Source organism: Endozoicomonas sp., from assembly GCF_051008435.1.
GTDB lineage: Bacteria > Pseudomonadota > Gammaproteobacteria > Pseudomonadales > Endozoicomonadaceae > Endozoicomonas_A.
This window is the reverse complement of sequence record NZ_JBPCXO010000462.1, coordinates 1-16363: the sequence shown is the minus strand read 5'-3', so window position 1 is coordinate 16363 and position 16363 is coordinate 1. Positions and strand designations below refer to the sequence as shown.

The 16363-nt window shown below is 47.9% G+C and carries 16 protein-coding genes and 4 tRNA genes; 7 read left to right on the top strand and 13 right to left on the bottom strand.

All coding sequences use genetic code 11. From position 1 onward, the window contains the following. Positions 1–288 precede the first annotated feature (288 nt). Positions 289–1170 (top strand): ROK family protein, encoded by an 882-nt coding sequence (locus tag ACR2PX_RS22875; protein WP_434001661.1) that lies wholly within the window; start codon positions 289–291, stop codon positions 1168–1170. Between the two features lies 1 nt (position 1171). Here ACR2PX_RS22875 and ACR2PX_RS22870 read toward each other — a convergent pair whose 3' ends face one another. Both ACR2PX_RS22870 and ACR2PX_RS22865 read right to left on the bottom strand, forming a co-directional pair. After that, entirely contained in the window at positions 1172–1969 is a 798-nt protein-coding gene (locus ACR2PX_RS22870; RefSeq protein WP_434001660.1) for an alpha/beta fold hydrolase, read from the bottom strand. Positions 1970–1971: 2 nt separating this feature from the next. Next, positions 1972–2460, bottom strand: coding sequence for a cupin domain-containing protein (locus ACR2PX_RS22865; protein WP_434001659.1), 489 nt, complete (start codon positions 2458–2460; stop codon positions 1972–1974). Positions 2461–2695: 235 nt separating this feature from the next. Between ACR2PX_RS22865 and ACR2PX_RS22860 the strand changes: the two genes are divergently transcribed. The 5 genes from ACR2PX_RS22860 to ACR2PX_RS22840 are packed head-to-tail and all read left to right on the top strand — an operon-like array spanning position 2696 to position 6402. Continuing rightward, positions 2696–3070 carry a hypothetical protein gene (locus tag ACR2PX_RS22860; protein WP_434001658.1) on the top strand — a complete coding sequence of 125 codons (375 nt, stop codon included), beginning with the start codon at positions 2696–2698 and terminating at the stop codon, positions 3068–3070. A gap of 51 nt (positions 3071–3121) precedes the next feature. Then, positions 3122–3808 (top strand): ZrgA family zinc uptake protein, encoded by a 687-nt coding sequence (locus tag ACR2PX_RS22855; protein ID WP_434001657.1) that lies wholly within the window; start codon positions 3122–3124, stop codon positions 3806–3808. Between the two features lies 1 nt (position 3809). Further along, entirely contained in the window at positions 3810–4559 is a 750-nt protein-coding gene (locus tag ACR2PX_RS22850; RefSeq protein ID WP_434001656.1) for an ABC transporter ATP-binding protein, read from the top strand. After that, positions 4559–5821 (top strand): ABC transporter permease, encoded by a 1263-nt coding sequence (locus tag ACR2PX_RS22845; protein ID WP_434001655.1) that lies wholly within the window; start codon positions 4559–4561, stop codon positions 5819–5821. The genes ACR2PX_RS22850 and ACR2PX_RS22845 overlap by 1 nt, the downstream gene beginning before the upstream one ends. A gap of 14 nt (positions 5822–5835) precedes the next feature. Beyond that, positions 5836–6402 carry a DUF3299 domain-containing protein gene (locus tag ACR2PX_RS22840; protein ID WP_434001654.1) on the top strand — a complete coding sequence of 189 codons (567 nt, stop codon included), beginning with the start codon at positions 5836–5838 and terminating at the stop codon, positions 6400–6402. A 49-nt stretch (positions 6403–6451) separates the two neighbouring features. Here the strand turns inward: ACR2PX_RS22840 and ACR2PX_RS22835 are convergent, their stop codons facing one another. From ACR2PX_RS22835 to ACR2PX_RS22790, 10 genes are all read right to left on the bottom strand, one after another. After that, entirely contained in the window at positions 6452–7615 is a 1164-nt protein-coding gene (locus tag ACR2PX_RS22835; protein WP_434001653.1) for a lipase family protein, read from the bottom strand. A gap of 31 nt (positions 7616–7646) precedes the next feature. After that, on the bottom strand, positions 7647–8066 hold the full coding sequence (locus ACR2PX_RS22830) for a DUF6795 domain-containing protein (protein ID WP_434001652.1): 420 nt from the start codon (positions 8064–8066) through the stop codon (positions 7647–7649). Between the two features lie 212 nt (positions 8067–8278). Next, the gene (locus ACR2PX_RS22825) at positions 8279–8575 is read right to left on the bottom strand and encodes a hypothetical protein (RefSeq protein WP_434001651.1); all 297 of its coding nucleotides are present in this window, start codon (positions 8573–8575) and stop codon (positions 8279–8281) included. A gap of 111 nt (positions 8576–8686) precedes the next feature. Further along, positions 8687–9373, bottom strand: a complete 687-nt coding sequence (locus ACR2PX_RS22820) for a spondin domain-containing protein (protein WP_434001650.1) — start codon at positions 9371–9373, stop codon at positions 8687–8689. A gap of 137 nt (positions 9374–9510) precedes the next feature. Further along, the gene (cls, locus tag ACR2PX_RS22815; RefSeq protein WP_434001649.1) at positions 9511–10977 is read right to left on the bottom strand and encodes a cardiolipin synthase; all 1467 of its coding nucleotides are present in this window, start codon (positions 10975–10977) and stop codon (positions 9511–9513) included. Positions 10978–11097: 120 nt separating this feature from the next. Next, the gene (locus ACR2PX_RS22810) at positions 11098–11877 is read right to left on the bottom strand and encodes a TSUP family transporter (RefSeq protein WP_434001648.1); all 780 of its coding nucleotides are present in this window, start codon (positions 11875–11877) and stop codon (positions 11098–11100) included. Positions 11878–12393: 516 nt separating this feature from the next. Continuing rightward, positions 12394–12468 (bottom strand) — tRNA-Gln (locus ACR2PX_RS22805). An 8-nt stretch (positions 12469–12476) separates the two neighbouring features. Further along, positions 12477–12553: transfer RNA gene (locus ACR2PX_RS22800), tRNA-Met, on the bottom strand. Positions 12554–12630: 77 nt separating this feature from the next. Further along, positions 12631–12705, bottom strand: a tRNA-Gln gene (locus ACR2PX_RS22795). 75 nt (positions 12706–12780) lie between these two features. Next, positions 12781–12857, bottom strand: a tRNA-Met gene (locus tag ACR2PX_RS22790). Positions 12858–13144: 287 nt separating this feature from the next. Here ACR2PX_RS22790 and ACR2PX_RS22785 point away from each other — a divergent pair. Then, positions 13145–14941, top strand: coding sequence for a hypothetical protein (locus ACR2PX_RS22785; protein ID WP_434001647.1), 1797 nt, complete (start codon positions 13145–13147; stop codon positions 14939–14941). A 40-nt stretch (positions 14942–14981) separates the two neighbouring features. Here the strand turns inward: ACR2PX_RS22785 and ychF are convergent, their stop codons facing one another. Further along, entirely contained in the window at positions 14982–16073 is a 1092-nt protein-coding gene (ychF, locus tag ACR2PX_RS22780; RefSeq protein WP_434001646.1) for a redox-regulated ATPase YchF, read from the bottom strand. Positions 16074–16363: the final 290 nt, after the last annotated feature.

Here is a 16363-nt window from a genome sequence, read left to right as displayed (position 1 = left end):
ACTTCCTCAATGTTGAGTGGTCAGTACCCAGCAAGCGAGCTGCTTCACCAATCTTGACTAATCTCTTATCCATAGTGTGAGATTATGATAGATAATCATAGATTACTCAATACTGTTTCAAACCCATGCTGTTCACATTGTTTCTGCTCTGGCTGGCCCGCTCCATCATTCGAAGGCATGCGCACTGGAATCATTAAATGTTCAGCTATGTATCGCCTGAAGCAAAATGAAAGCGATTTCATTTATGCTACCATGGCCTTCAGGATCACCCATTAGAAGAAGAAAAATATGTATCTGGCCATCGATCTGGGGGGCACCTTTGTCAAAAGGGCTCTGGTTAACAAGCACGGTAAAATATTCACAAAAGACAAAGCCCCCACACCAAACGACAATGTCAGTGAACTTTACGCACTGATCCAGTCATTTTATGAGTCTCTGCCAGAAAAATCAGTCATCAAAGGTTTGGCATTAAGCACCCCCGGACTTCCCAAGTCCGATGGAACCATCGACGGTTGTTCAGCACTCACTTACCTGCATGGGCCCAATATCAGGGACGCTCTTGAAGATAGACTCGGCCTGCCAGTCTCCATAGAAAATGATGCCAACTGTGCTGCTTTGGCAGAAATCTGGCAGGGCGCTGCTTCTGATTGCCAGGATGTCTTATTTGTTGTCTTAGGTACTGGCATAGGTGGAGCTATCATCAAGAACAGGCAGCTCCACAAAGGAGCCAACCTCTACGGTGGCGAGTTCGGTATGATGATTCAATACGATCACAGCACACAGTCCATCAAAGGATTCAGTGAACTCTGTGCCACAGGAAGTTTAGTCAGAAATGTATCTGAGTTATTAAACCGGACTGTATCAGGCGAAGAGGTTTTTCAGCTGGCAGAACAGGGAAATACGGTTTGCCTGCAAGCTGTTCAATCTTTCTACCATCATCTGGCCGTACTACTGACAAACCTGCAGAGTGTTTATGACCCTGAGAAAATCCTCTTATCCGGAGGCATTACTGAGCGTTCTGCTTTCAAGGATGAAGTCATTCAGTCTCTGGAAGTCATTAACCAGCTCAGACGCAATCTGGCTATCAGTCTCAATATAGAAGTAGCCCATTTTAAAAACGACGCCAACTTGATAGGTGCCGTCTATAACGCTATCTATTCTGGAAACTGAATCACTCAGTACCGTTGAGAAATTGCAAAACAGCCTGGTTGAATGCCTCGGCCCTGACTTGCGGGTAAAAATGCCCGCCCCTGGAAAACAATTTGATCTTGGCATCAGGGATGCATTCAACTAGCTCTTCCTGCATAGAAGTCGGGGTCACCATATCGTCATCTGCCCCCATCACCAGGGTCGAAGACCGAATATCAGACAACGACTCAAAACTCTGAAATTCAGACAGTACCTCCATTCTGGCCAGGGTTGCAGACTGATCCGGCATCAAACGGGCAACATCGCCTTCATTTATATTCAACAATTCGGGATGCTGCCTCAGCCACCAGGCGGGGTAAAGAAACAGAGGATTGGTCTTCAAATAAGCCAGGGCACCAAACTCTTTCAGGTATGCTGAGCGTAATTCATACAGACGAAGAAACCTGAGGTCAGGCCGTGACCAGCTTGAACTCAGAACCAACCGGTCTACTCGGCTGGGAGAAGACAGAGCCAGATTTTGTGCAATGGCTCCACCCAGCGAATGGCCAATAATATCGGCCACCTCAATGTTCAGAAAATCCATCAAACCAAGCAAGTCATCGGTCATCTGTTTTATAGAAGTTTCCGCCAATCTCAAAGGACTTTGCCCTGTACCTCTCTGATCATAAACAATCACCTGGTGAGTGCTGATCAAGGCCTTGCACTGGGCAAACCAGAAAGAAGCATTGCCATTCAGCCCGGTCACAAGAACCAGCAATTTACCTTTCCCAATTTTTTCATAATACAGCGGAGGTTCATTCTCTATATGGGCAAAAGGCATACTTAATCCTCCCAATCTCCAAAGACCGTGTTCCGCTCAATCCCTTTCACACCTTCAGGGCGTGGGAAGTGACCAGGAACTTTATCCTCCGGTTTTTTAGGGCGCCCAATACGAATAAAGAAGTCCGCAAGCCCTTTTGGCATGAAGACCCAGAAAAACTTTAATGGGCTTTTACCGGTGTTGGTGAACTTATGCCGACTGTGGGGAGCCAGATAAATAGTGGCACCACTGCACATGGGATATTCCTTCCCCTCCAGCAATGCAACCCCTTCGCCTTCGTAGACAAGAATGAGCTCTTCCTGATCATTATGTTGATGCTCCCTGACATAACCACCAGGAGCCACAACCTGGATACCCGTTTCGAAACGATCAGAAGTGATCGCATTGTGCTCTGACACCCTGAGTTCCACAAATCCATTCGCAGGCTCGGGTTGCCAGAAAGACTCTGCCTCACCCGGCAAAAAAATACGGGACTTCGTACTTTCACTCATTCAGATCACTCCAGAAGAGACTCTACCCAGTGCCAAAGTATAGGCAGTACACTCTCATTACCGTCATAAACCTACCCCCTTCATGAATGACGCACGGTGACTTCGCTACTCCCCGAATGGAAATGATTAGAAGTTCGGATAAACGCAAATGATTTCATGTTATAGCATTGCTTTTTGTTAGTGCTTTGGAGAATAATTCGAGCAATTAAAACACACGTGCAAATCACACAACTGAATGCTGACTATAAGCCTGATAAAGACAGCCCACAGACACAGACTGAATCCTTTCCGATTCTGCCTGCTGGCCGTCGTTTATTTATTGGTTATCCAGTATTCTGTCAGCCATACCCACGAAGTTCACAAAGATTTCAGCGCCCACGCTTCCGGCCTGTTCTCTAAACTGTCGCTGAATGACCATGCCGAACACTGGCACTCAGACCAGCACCATTCAGCGGGCTGTCAACTGACCTCCCAGGCACCACCTTCACTGAACTTCTTTACTTCGGGCAACACATTCTGCTCACCCTACAGCAGTAGTGAAAGAGTCTGCAGTTCCTCTTCAGAAACACCGACCAAAAGACTGACTAGAGCCCCACCCGTCCTTGTCTGATGCCATTAATAAATACTAAAAAATTCTATTAAATAATCAGACGAGTGAATTATGCACACTTTTACCAAACTGGCTGCTGGTATTGCCTGCGGTGTTTTGTCCCTGACTGTTTCTGCCCAAGAGCAACGTCATGTAGACGCCCATGTTCATGGCCATGGTGAACTGAATTTTGCGGTTGAAGGCTCAGAAGTTCATCTCGAACTGAAAATGCCAGCCAATGATGTACTGGGCTTTGAGAGCATTACCAATGACAAGCAACGCCACCAGCTTCATGAAGCCCTGGAAAAGCTTGAAGCATCCAGCCTCTGGAGCATGACTCCGGCAGCTTCCTGCAAACTGGTCAGTGCCAAGGCTACTTCAGGCTCTGAAGATCACGATCATGGCCACAAAGAAGCTCATGATGATCATGGTCCTCACGACGATGGTCATAAGAAAGCTCATGACGATGATCATGGTCATGATGAGCATGCCTCTCACGACAGTCACGACGAGCATCATGATGATGAGCACGCCTCGCATGACGGTCACGACGAGCATGGACATGAGGAAGAAGGCGGACACATGGATATCTCTGCCACTTATGTCTTTGAGTGCGGCAATGCCAATCAGTTAAAGACCATCAGCACCTCAATATTTGAAGTGTTCGAGCGCAGTGAATCCCTAAGCGTCCAGGGCTTTACCCAGAAAGGTCAGGCCGCTGCCGAAATGACCAAGAGCAAGCCAGAGGTTCGCTTCTAAAATGACTGACTCCCGCTCTCACGTCATTGAACTCAGTGCTGTCGAGTTCAGCTGGAAAGCAGGAATACCGGTCCTGGATATTCCTGAACTGACTGTTTCCAGAGGTGAAAAGGTCTTTGTCAGGGGCCCGTCCGGCTCTGGCAAAACCACTCTATTGGGACTGCTCGGTGGCGTAATCACATCAGAGCGGGGACAGGTTAAAGTACTGGGGAACGACATTAGTCGCCTTTCCCCGGTGCAGCGCGACCGCTTCCGTGCTGATCATATTGGCTTTATCTTCCAGATGTTCAACCTCATTCCCTATCTCTCAGTGATAGAGAATGTCACCCTGCCCCTGAGCTTTGCCAATGAGCGCAAAAGCAACCTCGCTGACAGCGCGGCCAGTGAGCAGGACGAAGCCAGAAGGTTGCTAAAACATCTGGAACTGGATGATTCATTACTGCATCGTCCGGTCACAGAACTCAGTATTGGACAACAACAGCGAGTGGCTGCGGCCAGGGCTTTAATCGGAAAACCCGATCTGATCATAGCCGACGAACCCACTTCGGCTCTGGACACAGACACCCGCGAAGCTTTCATCAATCTGTTGTTCACAGAATGTGAGTCCGCCGGTAATACCTTGCTGTTTGTCAGCCATGATCAGGGCCTTGAAGCTTTGTTTGATCGCAGTATTGCACTGAATGAGATCAACCGGGCAAGCCAGTGTAAAAAAACAACCTCTCCTGTTAACCCAGCAATAGAGGTGGCTTGATGTCGATTCTAGGTCTGGCTCTGAAGAGTCTGAAAAATCGTAAAACAACGGCACTGCTGACCATTTTCTCTATTGCTGTCAGCGTTGCTTTGCTATTGGGTGTTGAGCGCATTCGGGTCGAAGCCAAGAACAGCTTTACCAACACCGTATCGGGTACTGACCTGATCGTCGGCGCCAGAAGCAGCTCCATGAATCTGCTGCTGTATTCTGTTTTCCATATCGGTAATGCCACCAACAATATAACCTGGGAAACCTACCAGGACCTGACTTCCGACCCAGCCGTCGCCTGGTCTGTTCCCATTGCTCTGGGTGATTCTCATCATGGTTATCGAGTGGTGGGCACGACCCATGGCATGTTCAACCACTTCAAATACGGTGACGACGAGTCCATTCAACTGTCCGACGGTCAACCTTTCAATGCTTTGTACGACGCTGTACTTGGATCAGAGGTGGCTGCCAGCCTTGGCTATAAAGCGGGAGAGAAAATCGCTCTTAGCCACGGTGTAGAAAGGAAAAGTCTGCAATCTCACGATGATAAACCATTCACAGTGACCGGCATTCTCAAACCGACTGGCACTCCGATGGACAGAGTGATCATGATTTCACTGCAGGGGATTGAAGCCCTGCACATTGACTGGGCAAATGGTGCTCCACCCATTGCTGCGTTCTCGGTTTCCGCTGAACAGGCTGAGGCCATGGACCTGAACCCAACCAGTGTCACGGCTTACTTTGTGGGTTTGAAATCAAGAATTTCAGCCTTCCGTTACCAGCGAAAAGTGAATGAGTATCGTCAGGAAGCCATGACAGCCATTCTCCCCGGGGTTGCTCTGCAGGAGCTCTGGCAGCTGGTAGGCACTGCCGAAAAAGCATTGCTGGTTGTTTCCGTCATGGTCGTACTGGCGGGTTTGATGGGAATGCTGACAACCATTCTTACCTCCCTGAACGAAAGACGTCGTGAAATGGCTATTCTCCGCTCTGTCGGGGCAAGGCCTGTCCATATTTTCACATTGATGATCACGGAATCCGTCGTTTATGCCATAGCCGGAACCCTGTTGGGTTTCCTTATCCTGTATGGATTGCTGTTCGCTGTTCAACCCGTTGTACAACAAATGCTGGGGCTGCATCTGGCCATCAGTGCTCCGGGCACATTCGAAGGGTCTCTGGCCGGAATGATTGTTGTCTGCGCCGTTATTCTGGGAGTAATTCCCGCCTGGCGCGCTTATAAGAACTCACTCGCCGATGGTCTGACCATAAGAGTTTAATAATGGAAATCGTGATGAAAGCAGGAAAATCCTTAATACTGACGACACTGCTGGCTCTGTTGCCAGTGGTTGCCGTTCAGGCCAAGCCGGTAGAAAAACCGGCAGCTAAAGTTGAAGCTAAAGTCGAAGCTAAAGTCGAAGCTAAAGTCAAAGAAATCACCTGGGACGAGCTGATGCCAGCACCGGATCAGAAAGTCATTGACCGCTACCAGGCCGGAAAAATGGAAAGGGCTGACGTCATTTCCTACCTGGATAAGCTGGGTCAGACTCCTGTTGAAAAACTGGACAAGCGCACGGTCAAAATCCCAGGATATCTGGTGCCACTCAACCTGGATAAAAACCAGAAAGCGACAGAGCTGTTGCTGGTACCGACCATGGGTGCTTGTGTACACGTTCCACCGCCGCCGCCCAATCAGACCATTTATGTGAAATTCAAAAAAGGTGAGGAAGGCATCAAAGTCGAAGAAGCAGGTTACACCCCCTACTGGCTGGTAGGCACCCTGCATGTTGAGACCAATCAGTCAGAATATACAGAAACCCTGTACGCTATGACCGTTGAGTCTCTGGAAGTCTATAAATAAGACGCCCTTTTTCGGTTAAGAACCCTTACCTGTATGACAGAAGCGGTTCTTAACCGGTAATAAAGTCGATGGATTTCTGCACCAGCTGGCGCACATAGTTTGACAGGGAATTGAGCACATAACGAATAAACTGCAGCGTCATGTTTTTGCCCTCTCTCAGACCTATGCCCAATGCACGGGCCATCTTTCTCACCAGACTGATCACCCATCCGGAAACAGCCTCTGCCACACTAAGACCCCGATTCAATATATAAGCCAGCTGATCAAGCAGCGTGGTTCCTGCCCCGAAAACGGTCTGAATGGTGATCGCTGCGGCCTTTAGTACCTTCCTGATCACATAACTGATGGCACTGCCAAACATTCTCAACGTATTCGCTGTCAGACTCACAAAGCTGTCTGAAGACAACCACCTCTCTATCACTGAATCTTCAACCGACTCATCATAGAGTGCCTCCAGGACTTCCCAGCTTTTATTACCAACACTGTTAATGTAATTAGCCATTTTATGGTATTCGGGACTAATAAATTGTCCGGGACTGGGGATCGAATAAATACCCTCATCCTGAAGGTGCATAAATGGCCAGATGGGTACCATGGGAATAGGATCAGTGCGATGATAAACCCGAAAAATACTGCCGCCCTGAATCCGGTCTTCAAAGCGCCTGACAAACCCTTCCATTCCCACTCTGGGACAGCCAAATGTATACAGGTTTACCTGGCTGGCCCGGCGAGTCTGAGTAGCCCACTCAGCCGCAAGACTAGCCAGCGCGCCGCCCAAACTATGTCCTATACAATGTACTGCTGTGATCGGACTTTTCTGCTGATCAAAAAACCTTTCAAGCTGGGGCCGAATGGTTTTGAAGGTATTGTTGAAACCGAGATGAACAGTATTGCCGCCCACCGAACTGGAGAAGCCAGCATTTAGATCCGTTAATACATCGTAACCTGAAGCCGTCCCTCTCAGGATAATAAATGCGTCTCTGGAATAAACACCTTTCCCCTGGGAAACAATGCCAAATCCGGAGGTTTTATTAATAATCAAACCTCCGGACTTGCCCTCAATTTTGTTTTCCATTCCCAGGTCAAAGTACTGCCGGTTCGCTTTCAGAACACGCTTCAAATCCGGATTATCTTTAGGATCAAGGTTATCGCTTTTTACTATATAAACGTCAGATGCCATTTGACTAACAGCACTGGCAGAAAGAACAGCCATGTTGAAAACTCCCTTTCAAACAATCCCCAATTTATAAGTTAAATGTACAACGGGTATCGAGAATGCTTGCTCCAAAACGATGAAGCTCTTCTTCTACCTGATTCAAATCACATTTAAAGACGCCCTGTTTACCCCCAAATTCATCATTGGGCGCTTCCGTTCTCTTAGCAGCGTAGAGAATTTCGTAGATTTCACCCCCTACATCCAGCTTGATTTGTGTCGTAGCAACAAATTCCAGAGGCAACAGACTTCTGGTAATGGAACGCATGTAAAGAGCGGGTAACTCAAAGACCCCCTCACTGTCAGTGGTTGCAGAGTCGCTCTCCTTGCCTACGTTATGCCAGTCTACCTCCCGGATAACATGGGCATTTCTGACAGGTTCACCATTTTTAATAACCTGGACTTTAATGGCTGAAGCTATACAGGCTTTTCCTGCATCAAAAATAGACATGGCAGTTCCTGCAGCGGGAAGGGAGAAAATGAAAAAGGTGATAATCAGTCTAGCGAGTAGCTGATATTTTATTCTTGGTTTTGTGACCACCATATTTGAGCACTCATAATGACTGACTCTGGATGAGCTGACAGAATGCCACAGGAGAATTGAACAATTCAAATAAACAAAGTGTGACCCACTTCACTTTAATCTTTTTTAAAACACTCGACTTACACAGATTCCGATTTAAAAATCCATTTCAGGTAGCCCAGAAAGTGCATAGCAAAAAGCACAGCCATAATAGAAATAAGCAAACAGGCCAGACCAGAAATCCCAAAATAACTGGCGCCAAAAAGCCAATACAATCCAAATATGGGCACGGGGTAACCCATCATCCCCAAAAGCAGGACAACCTGTTTTTTCGCGTCTCCATACGGATTATCAAATGCCACTGGCGACATCATTAATACCATTGGCCAGGCCAGGAGCAAAACGGTGACCAATATATCTGCGAGTGCTCCCATCATTCTATTTATTATCCGCTGATATTGTTCCCTGATCTTATTTTAATCATCTCAATCTGTATAGCGAAATGAGTATGCACCAGGTACTGCTTTTACCTGATGCTTCGCATTAGTCTATTTGTATACCCGACGTACGGTTACTGTAGCAACAGACTCTCTCCAATCATAAGCGGAACGGGCAAGATCAGCCTCACCATGAATACCTGCACTGATGTGAACAAAGCCTTCGCCAGACTCTCCCGCTGACACACCACTACCACCGCATACAGGCCCGGGAATATTGGCACACAACTCGTCATTGGGCTCAGAACCCGCATCATACGCTGAAGCACGATAGGTCTTTGAACCATACTTAGGCAGCTTAACAGCGCTCAGGGATACAAATGTGTCATTGGTGGGAATCAGCATGGCCGCTAAACTGAGGCGCTTAACCCCATGACCCGCCTGGATTTCAAAAGTAGTGGACTGCCCGGGATTCAATAAACCTGCTGTTGAAGCCGTATTACTGACACTTCTATAGGAAGCATCCAGCGTGGTCTTCAAAGGATTGATGTCTCCGCCTTCAGCCAGTTGAGACAACTCATCCGATACCGGTTGTCCTAACTGAAACAGACGAAAACTGTTTCTGTGGGTTGCAGCCAGAACCGGAGTAAACGACTGCCCCCTGGTAATATTAGTAACGGTTACTTCATAAGTGGCAGCTGCGTGAGGGTAGTAACCTTTAAAATGATCATCTTCCGCTAGAACCGGTTGAGAGCCCAGAATCATACCTGCAGCGACAGCCAGAATTGTTCTTTTCATGATGTTTATTCTCGTCTTCCATAAAGTTTTTTGTGAAAGCTCCAGTAGCCTTCATCTCTAGCTACGAGAAGAAACTCAGAAAAGTTTCACTGTTATAAAAATTTAACAGTATTTCCGTTTGCTGACTGTCAATTGGATTACAGCAAAGGGCTTAACAGTTTAAACAGACTTTCCAGAAATCGTTTGGTCACAGATCTCCGACTCCACAGGCTCAAACGAACACGTTCGGAACTCTGCATATACTGATCCAGCAAGGTCGCCATGGTTTGCCCAAAGGCCTTGTCGTAGATAATCATGGTCACTTCATAGTTCAGCCAGACACTGCGCATGTCCAGATTTACCGTGCCAAAAAGAATGGTTGAGCGGTCAACTAATACACACTTGGTGTGTAACAACCCACCCTTAAATTGCAATATTTTCACACCGGCATTCAAAAGATCTTCATAGTAGGAACGGCTGGCATAGTGCACCATTCTTGAGTCGTTCCTGTGCGGAACCAGTAACTGTACATCAACCCCTCTCATGGCAGCTGACTTTAAAGCCGTCAGTAATGACTCGTCCGGAACAAAATAAGGTGTGGATATCAGCAGCTCTTCCTTGCTTTCATAAATAGCCGTCAGCAGAACCTGATGAAGTCTTTCCCGATCAACCCCCGGTCCCGAAGGCAGCACGTGAACATCAGCCCCGATATAACAACTCAGATAGGAAGGAGGAAATTCATAGGTAGCGTTAAACGACGAGTGCTTTTCACCGGTCTCAAGGGCTTTATCCCAATGGGCAATCACCGCCATAACATGGGCCGGTATACCCTCCACCCGGACCATAGCATCAACCCATTGCCCTACATTCGCCGCCTGACGAAAATGGACCGGATCGACCAGGTTGAAACTGCCACTCCAGGCAATCTCATCATCAATCACCAGAATTTTACGATGGTTGCGAATATCAACCCGTTCAAACAACATCCTTAACAGGCCAACGGGCATGGACTCTGTCACACTGATACCTTCCAGACGAAATCGTCTAGACCACTCCCCCCGGAGAAACTGACGGCTGCCCACTGCATCGAGTATCACCATACAGTCAACACCGCGCCGGGCTGCCCTGATCAGTGCTTCTGCCAGAACCTTGATACGCCCCTTGGGCTCACAGATATAAAACTCCAGAACAATACTGTGCTCAGCTTTTTCTATATCCTGCAGCAACCCATGAAGAATCGTATCGGTTTCATGAAACAGCTGCAGCTTGCTGCAGGGCAGCACGGGGATACCCAGAGTCTGCTCTGCCAGTTTGTAGATACCTGTGTGAGGCGTATGGGAGGGGCACTCAACCTGCCTCTGGGTGATCATTCTGGATAGATGGCTCGACCACTGCTCGTAGTCAGGGTACAAATGCTCCAGACGTTTTAGCCTTCTGGATCCCAAACGCCTCGAACCAAAAAGAAGATAAAAGAAGAAACCGGCTATTGGCAGAATAAACAGTAATAATATCCAGGCCAGAGTCACCCCTACCGGCCTGCGCTGCATAATGACGTGAATTCCAAAGGCGATGATCAGGGTAAGATAGAGCCCCCCGAACAATGCACTGAGCCAACTGCTGTCCATTCAAACACTTGAGTGACGTTATTCTTGACTGAAACCAGCCATAAGCCTGCAAGACTAGCAGTTCATGACGGTACGGGCTATGAATAATAACGCTAAACCGCCACCCGCGCAGAAAAACCGTTAAAATAGTAAGTAACCGTACTCGTCCCACATGAGTTTGCCGGTCATCAACAGGGAAATGATGACGATCATGGGACGAATGATCTGCTGCCCACGCTTCACAACCATTCTTGATCCGAGCCTGGCACCAATAAATTGACCTACCAGCATAATCCCTCCTACAGCCCATACAACCTGGCCACCCAGAATGAAGAACAACAGAGAAGCCGCGTTACTGGTACAGTTCAAAACCTTAGTGTGAGCCGTTGCCATGGTCAGGGAATAGCCCAGTAGGCTGACAAAAGCGATAGCGAAGAAGGAGCCTGTGCCCGGTCCAAAGAAACCATCATAAAAGCCCACTCCCAGTCCAGCTGTGCAGGCAAAGGCTATCAGACTCATTCGGGCAGAAGAGGTCTCAGTTTTACGGGCGCTGGGAGAAAGAATAAAGTAAGCAGCTATACCCAATAACAGAAAAGGAATGATTTGCTTTAGTACAGAGGCATCTATCATCTGAACCAGAATCGTGCCTAATGCGCTGCCCACAAAGGTCATGAAAATGGCAAAGCGCATGGCTTTGAGATTCACCAAGCCTCTTCTGACAAAATAAACACTGGCAGAAAAAGAGCCTCCGGTACTCTGGAGCTTGTTGGTAGCCAGGGCCTGTGCAGGCGACAACCCCACTGCCATCAATGCTGGCACCGTAATCAACCCACCACCTCCGGCAATAGAGTCAACAAACCCGGCAAGCACCGCAATAAAAAACAGCAAAATACCCCAGTCAAGGGTGAGTATAAAATCCAAAACAAGCCTCAAATCAATGGAGTTTCAGGTCAGTAAAATATGGGTTGCCCCAACTCATCTATCAATACATATGCAGATTTAAAACAAATTCGCGCCCTTGATCACTTTCTCCAAAAGAAGCGATCGGTCGCTCTAAACTGCCATGAGCGCAAAAATATGATTTCGCTCCACTTAAGAAAGAAATCAATTCCACGGTAAAACCACAGAGTTCAAGACGATAGCTTTTTAAGAAAATGGCTCGAGCGCTTTTTCTTGGAAGATATAAAATTATTCTTTATTGGATCACACCTGCACATCGATGGAATTATCTTGATGTTTCGAGTGATTGACCATCCGCAATTACAACAGGTGAAAATTTCGACAGGCTATCATGCCCAGAGCTGCAAAAATGAATGTGGGAGAATCAAACAGTCATCAACCAGACATATCTGACTTTACCCTGGAAGATAGAAGAGGGTGATTACAAAACCGTTGAAACTAAAAAAGCCCGACTGAAATCAGTCAGGCTTTAATAGATGGCTGGGGTGGAGGGATTCGAACCCCCGCATGTCAGGATCAAAACCTGATGCCTTACCGCTTGGCGACACCCCAACAAATGATGGTAGCTAGGGGCAGATTCGAACTGCCGACCCCAGCATTATGAGTGCTGTGCTCTAACCAACTGAGCTACCTAGCCATCAATTTGGTTCGTCATTCTGTTGATTTATCCGTTCATTGTCAACCGGTTTAAATCATTACAGAGCAACAGGAAAATGGCTGGGGTGGAGGGATTCGAACCCCCGCATGTCAGGATCAAAACCTGATGCCTTACCGCTTGGCGACACCCCAGCTGATGTCTCTTTGAGACGTTTTCGACGTTACCATGTTACTGCGTTGTGTCAATTGGCTGATTGACATTTAACGTGGTAGCTAGGGGCAGATTCGAACTGCCGACCCCAGCATTATGAGTGCTGTGCTCTAACCAACTGAGCTACCTAGCCGCCGAAAGATGGTGCGCATTTTCAGGATTTAACGCTGTCCTGTCAACTGTTTAAGCCGCTTTTTTGGGAACTTTCAGAAAACCCCTAGCCTGTTTCGTATTTCTGCAGAAAGGGGATCAGCCTCTGAATTCAAAGCCTGTTGTTTTTCCCACAACTTACTGTTGCTGTTTTTAATCAATCTTTAATAGATAAGACCAATGTCTATAGCGATTCAACGGCCCGATTCAGAACTTAATGGCCCGGCATTAATCCAACGTCCAGATTCAAGAAAACTACGGAGAAAAAAAATGACATTTGGACATCACATTATAAGAAAGAAACTCTCATTATTACTGCTCACCCTTTTACCTGCATCGGGGGTTTTTGCAGATCAGCATGAATGGACTTTCAATGAACATGGCGCCATCAAAGCCTGCTCTGTTTTAACGGAAGATCAGGATGGCAGCCCATTACTGGTCCGCTACCTGATATTACCTTCTGAAAAGGGGAGAGAAACTGCCTACCCCGGCCTGACGAAAGGCTCCCAGTATAACGCTACTGACGCTCTGATCAGCGCCCAGGCACAGCGCCCTGATAAGACCCACTTTTTGACTGAGTATTATTATCTGGATCAAAACCATCTGATCTTGAATGCCCAGCTGGCTCAGGGCCATACAGACTCGCTGCAACCCCCATGGACGGCAAGCAGAGCTGATGCCGCCGCCTATTGCTCAGAAGTTAATCAGTTTCTTGGCCAGGCAACCGATGCCTCTGCTTATCAGGCAGAGCCTGGCTGCTCATTCATTAGTCATCGCTGGAACATCATTGGCTTACAGGCCTCACAGGAAGCCTTTGGCCAACCGGTAACCCTGGAGCAACCGGCAGCCCCGGTGATGATGCTTTCAGGCGACAAAGCGGTGGGCTATCAGCAGGTTTATGATCCTCTCTACAGCCTTCATGAGACACTAAACTTTGATGCCCTGCGCTATTGGCAATACCAGGACTCCCCCACCTTCCAGGTGGCCCTGGCCAGCCTGAGTGGCGCAGAACTTGCCGGTGGAGTAGCCACTCTGGGGGCAGGCATTGCGACCTTAAATCCAGCTCTCATCGCTGTGGGTGGAGGGCTGACCATCTCAAGTATTGCTACCGGGCTTTACGCTTACTATGACTGGATTCAGAATCCGGAGTCCCGGGCTCAAAGCAGAGACAGTTCCCTGGCTTCCCAGCAGAAAAGCCTACAGCAGCAACTGGTCAGAGCCAGAGACAGTGAAGCCAGCCATCAACAAGATTTGCAAGATATGGGCCTGTACGGCAGTGAAGCCTATATCAGAGAAAAAGAAGTCCAGTACGATACCGCTGAACTTTTACACTCCCAACGGCTGTCATTCCTTCATGAAGAGCTGATTCAACTGAAATCCGGTCGTACCCGCCTGCAGGCAAATCTGGATCGATCCACTCACAATGAAAGCCGCCAGCCAGCAAGCACTGCCACGCCACCAGAAACAGAGCCCCTCTATCAGACTTCTGATGACCAACAAACTGCGAGTCATCAAGAGTATGCTCTGCCTACCTATACCGAGCTAGACCCTTATCCTGAATACACTCAGAGACTCTCAAGCTCCGATACTGGCACCCATTACCCTGAAGCACTTGCCTCTTCTGATGTCATAACAGCCGGACTACCAGACTATGAGAACCTGCCACCAGCTTACAGTCATCAGGATCCACACCCTCTACACTCTGTCACAGCTGCTACCATAGATCCTCCGCCACTCTATGACGCAGGTACAGCACCCGCTGAAGCATCAACCTCTGTGAGCGATGCCATGACGTTTGTCACCCAACTATTGGTTGATCAGATAGCAGACAATGATACCCGCATCAGCCTGAAAGAAGCTCAAATCAATGCAGAGACACTGGCTTTTGAATTGGCGCACGGCAAGGAAGGACGAGCTCTGAAAGGTTACTCTGCAGCAAAGCGCACGATCAGGGAATCCGAAGACAGGTTGGTCAACACAAAAGAAGAACAGCTAAGAGTTGCAGAGGAGTTTAAAATCATGCAACTGTTGAATAGCTATCAACGGGCAGACATTGCAGCCCGATGAATGATAGAGCTGCCTGAGATATCAGGCAGCTCCTGCTGAATCAGACGTTGAAACGAAAGTGCATAACATCGCCATCTTTAACGATGTAGTCCTTGCCTTCCACTCTCAGACGACCTGCTTCCTTGGCACCCTGCTCACCGTTGTACTGAACAAACTCGTCGTAAGCCGTCACTTCTGCGCGAATAAAACCACGCTCAAAGTCGGTGTGAATGACACCTGCTGCCTGAGGAGCCGTTGCTCCGATCTTCACCGTCCAGGCACGAACTTCTTTAACACCGGCAGTAAAGTAGGTCTGCAGTCCCAGAAGCTCATAACCACCACGAATCACACGGTCCAGACCCGGCTCTTCCATACCCAGATCCGCCAGAAACTCATCCCGCTCATCATCTTCCAGCTCAGCAATTTCAGCTTCCAGCTTGTTGCAAACGGTTACGACTACGGAACCTTCGCTCTCGGCAATGCCACGAACAACATCCAGATACGGGTTATCTTCAAAACCATCTTCATCGACGTTAGCGATGTACATTGTTGGTTTGGTGGTCAACAGATGGAGTGTTTTAGCCAACTCCTGCTCTTCATCATTCAACTCCAGAGAGCGAACTGGATTGCCTTCCTCCAGATGAGGAACAATTCTTTCCAACAGAGCTTTTTGAGCCTTGGCTTCTTTGTCGCCACTTTTAGCAACACGGGCGACCCTCTGAAGTTGCTTTTCACAGCTTTCCAGATCAGCCATTGCCAGCTCAATATTGATAATGTCGATGTCAGCTTCAGGATCAATCTTGTTGGCTACGTGGATCACATTGTCATTTTCAAAGCAACGGACCACGTGAGCGATAGCATCTGTTTCACGAATATTGGCCAGGAACTTGTTACCCAAACCTTCACCTTTTGAGGCCCCTTCTACCAGACCGGCAATATCGACGAACTCCATAGTCGTAGGAAGTACGCGCTCAGGCTTTACGATATCTGCCAACTTGTTCAGACGAGGATCGGGCATAGCCACCACACCCGCATTTGGTTCGATAGTACAGAAAGGGAAATTTTCTGCATCAATACCCGCTTTGGTCAAAGCATTGAACAGTGTTGATTTGCCGACGTTGGGCAGACCAACGATGCCACATTTAAAGCCCATAAAAAGTTACCAGGGGAAATTCAATAAAATTTGGGGGAGGATTATAAAGCCCGACCTGTATTGACACCAGTCATTATACCTGACAGTTTTTCCCGGGTTTATACCAACCTGAACAACCGTCTTACGACAGGTTCGCAAACCACATGGAAGCTGTTGCCCAATACCTGAATCCGTGATTTCTTGATTAGAGAGAGGTTTTTCACCTCCTGAATGCATGAAACCTACAGAATAGGGTTTTGATTTTTTGCTATTCACCAAAGAAGGGTAAAACAGACGCAGAAGATCAATGC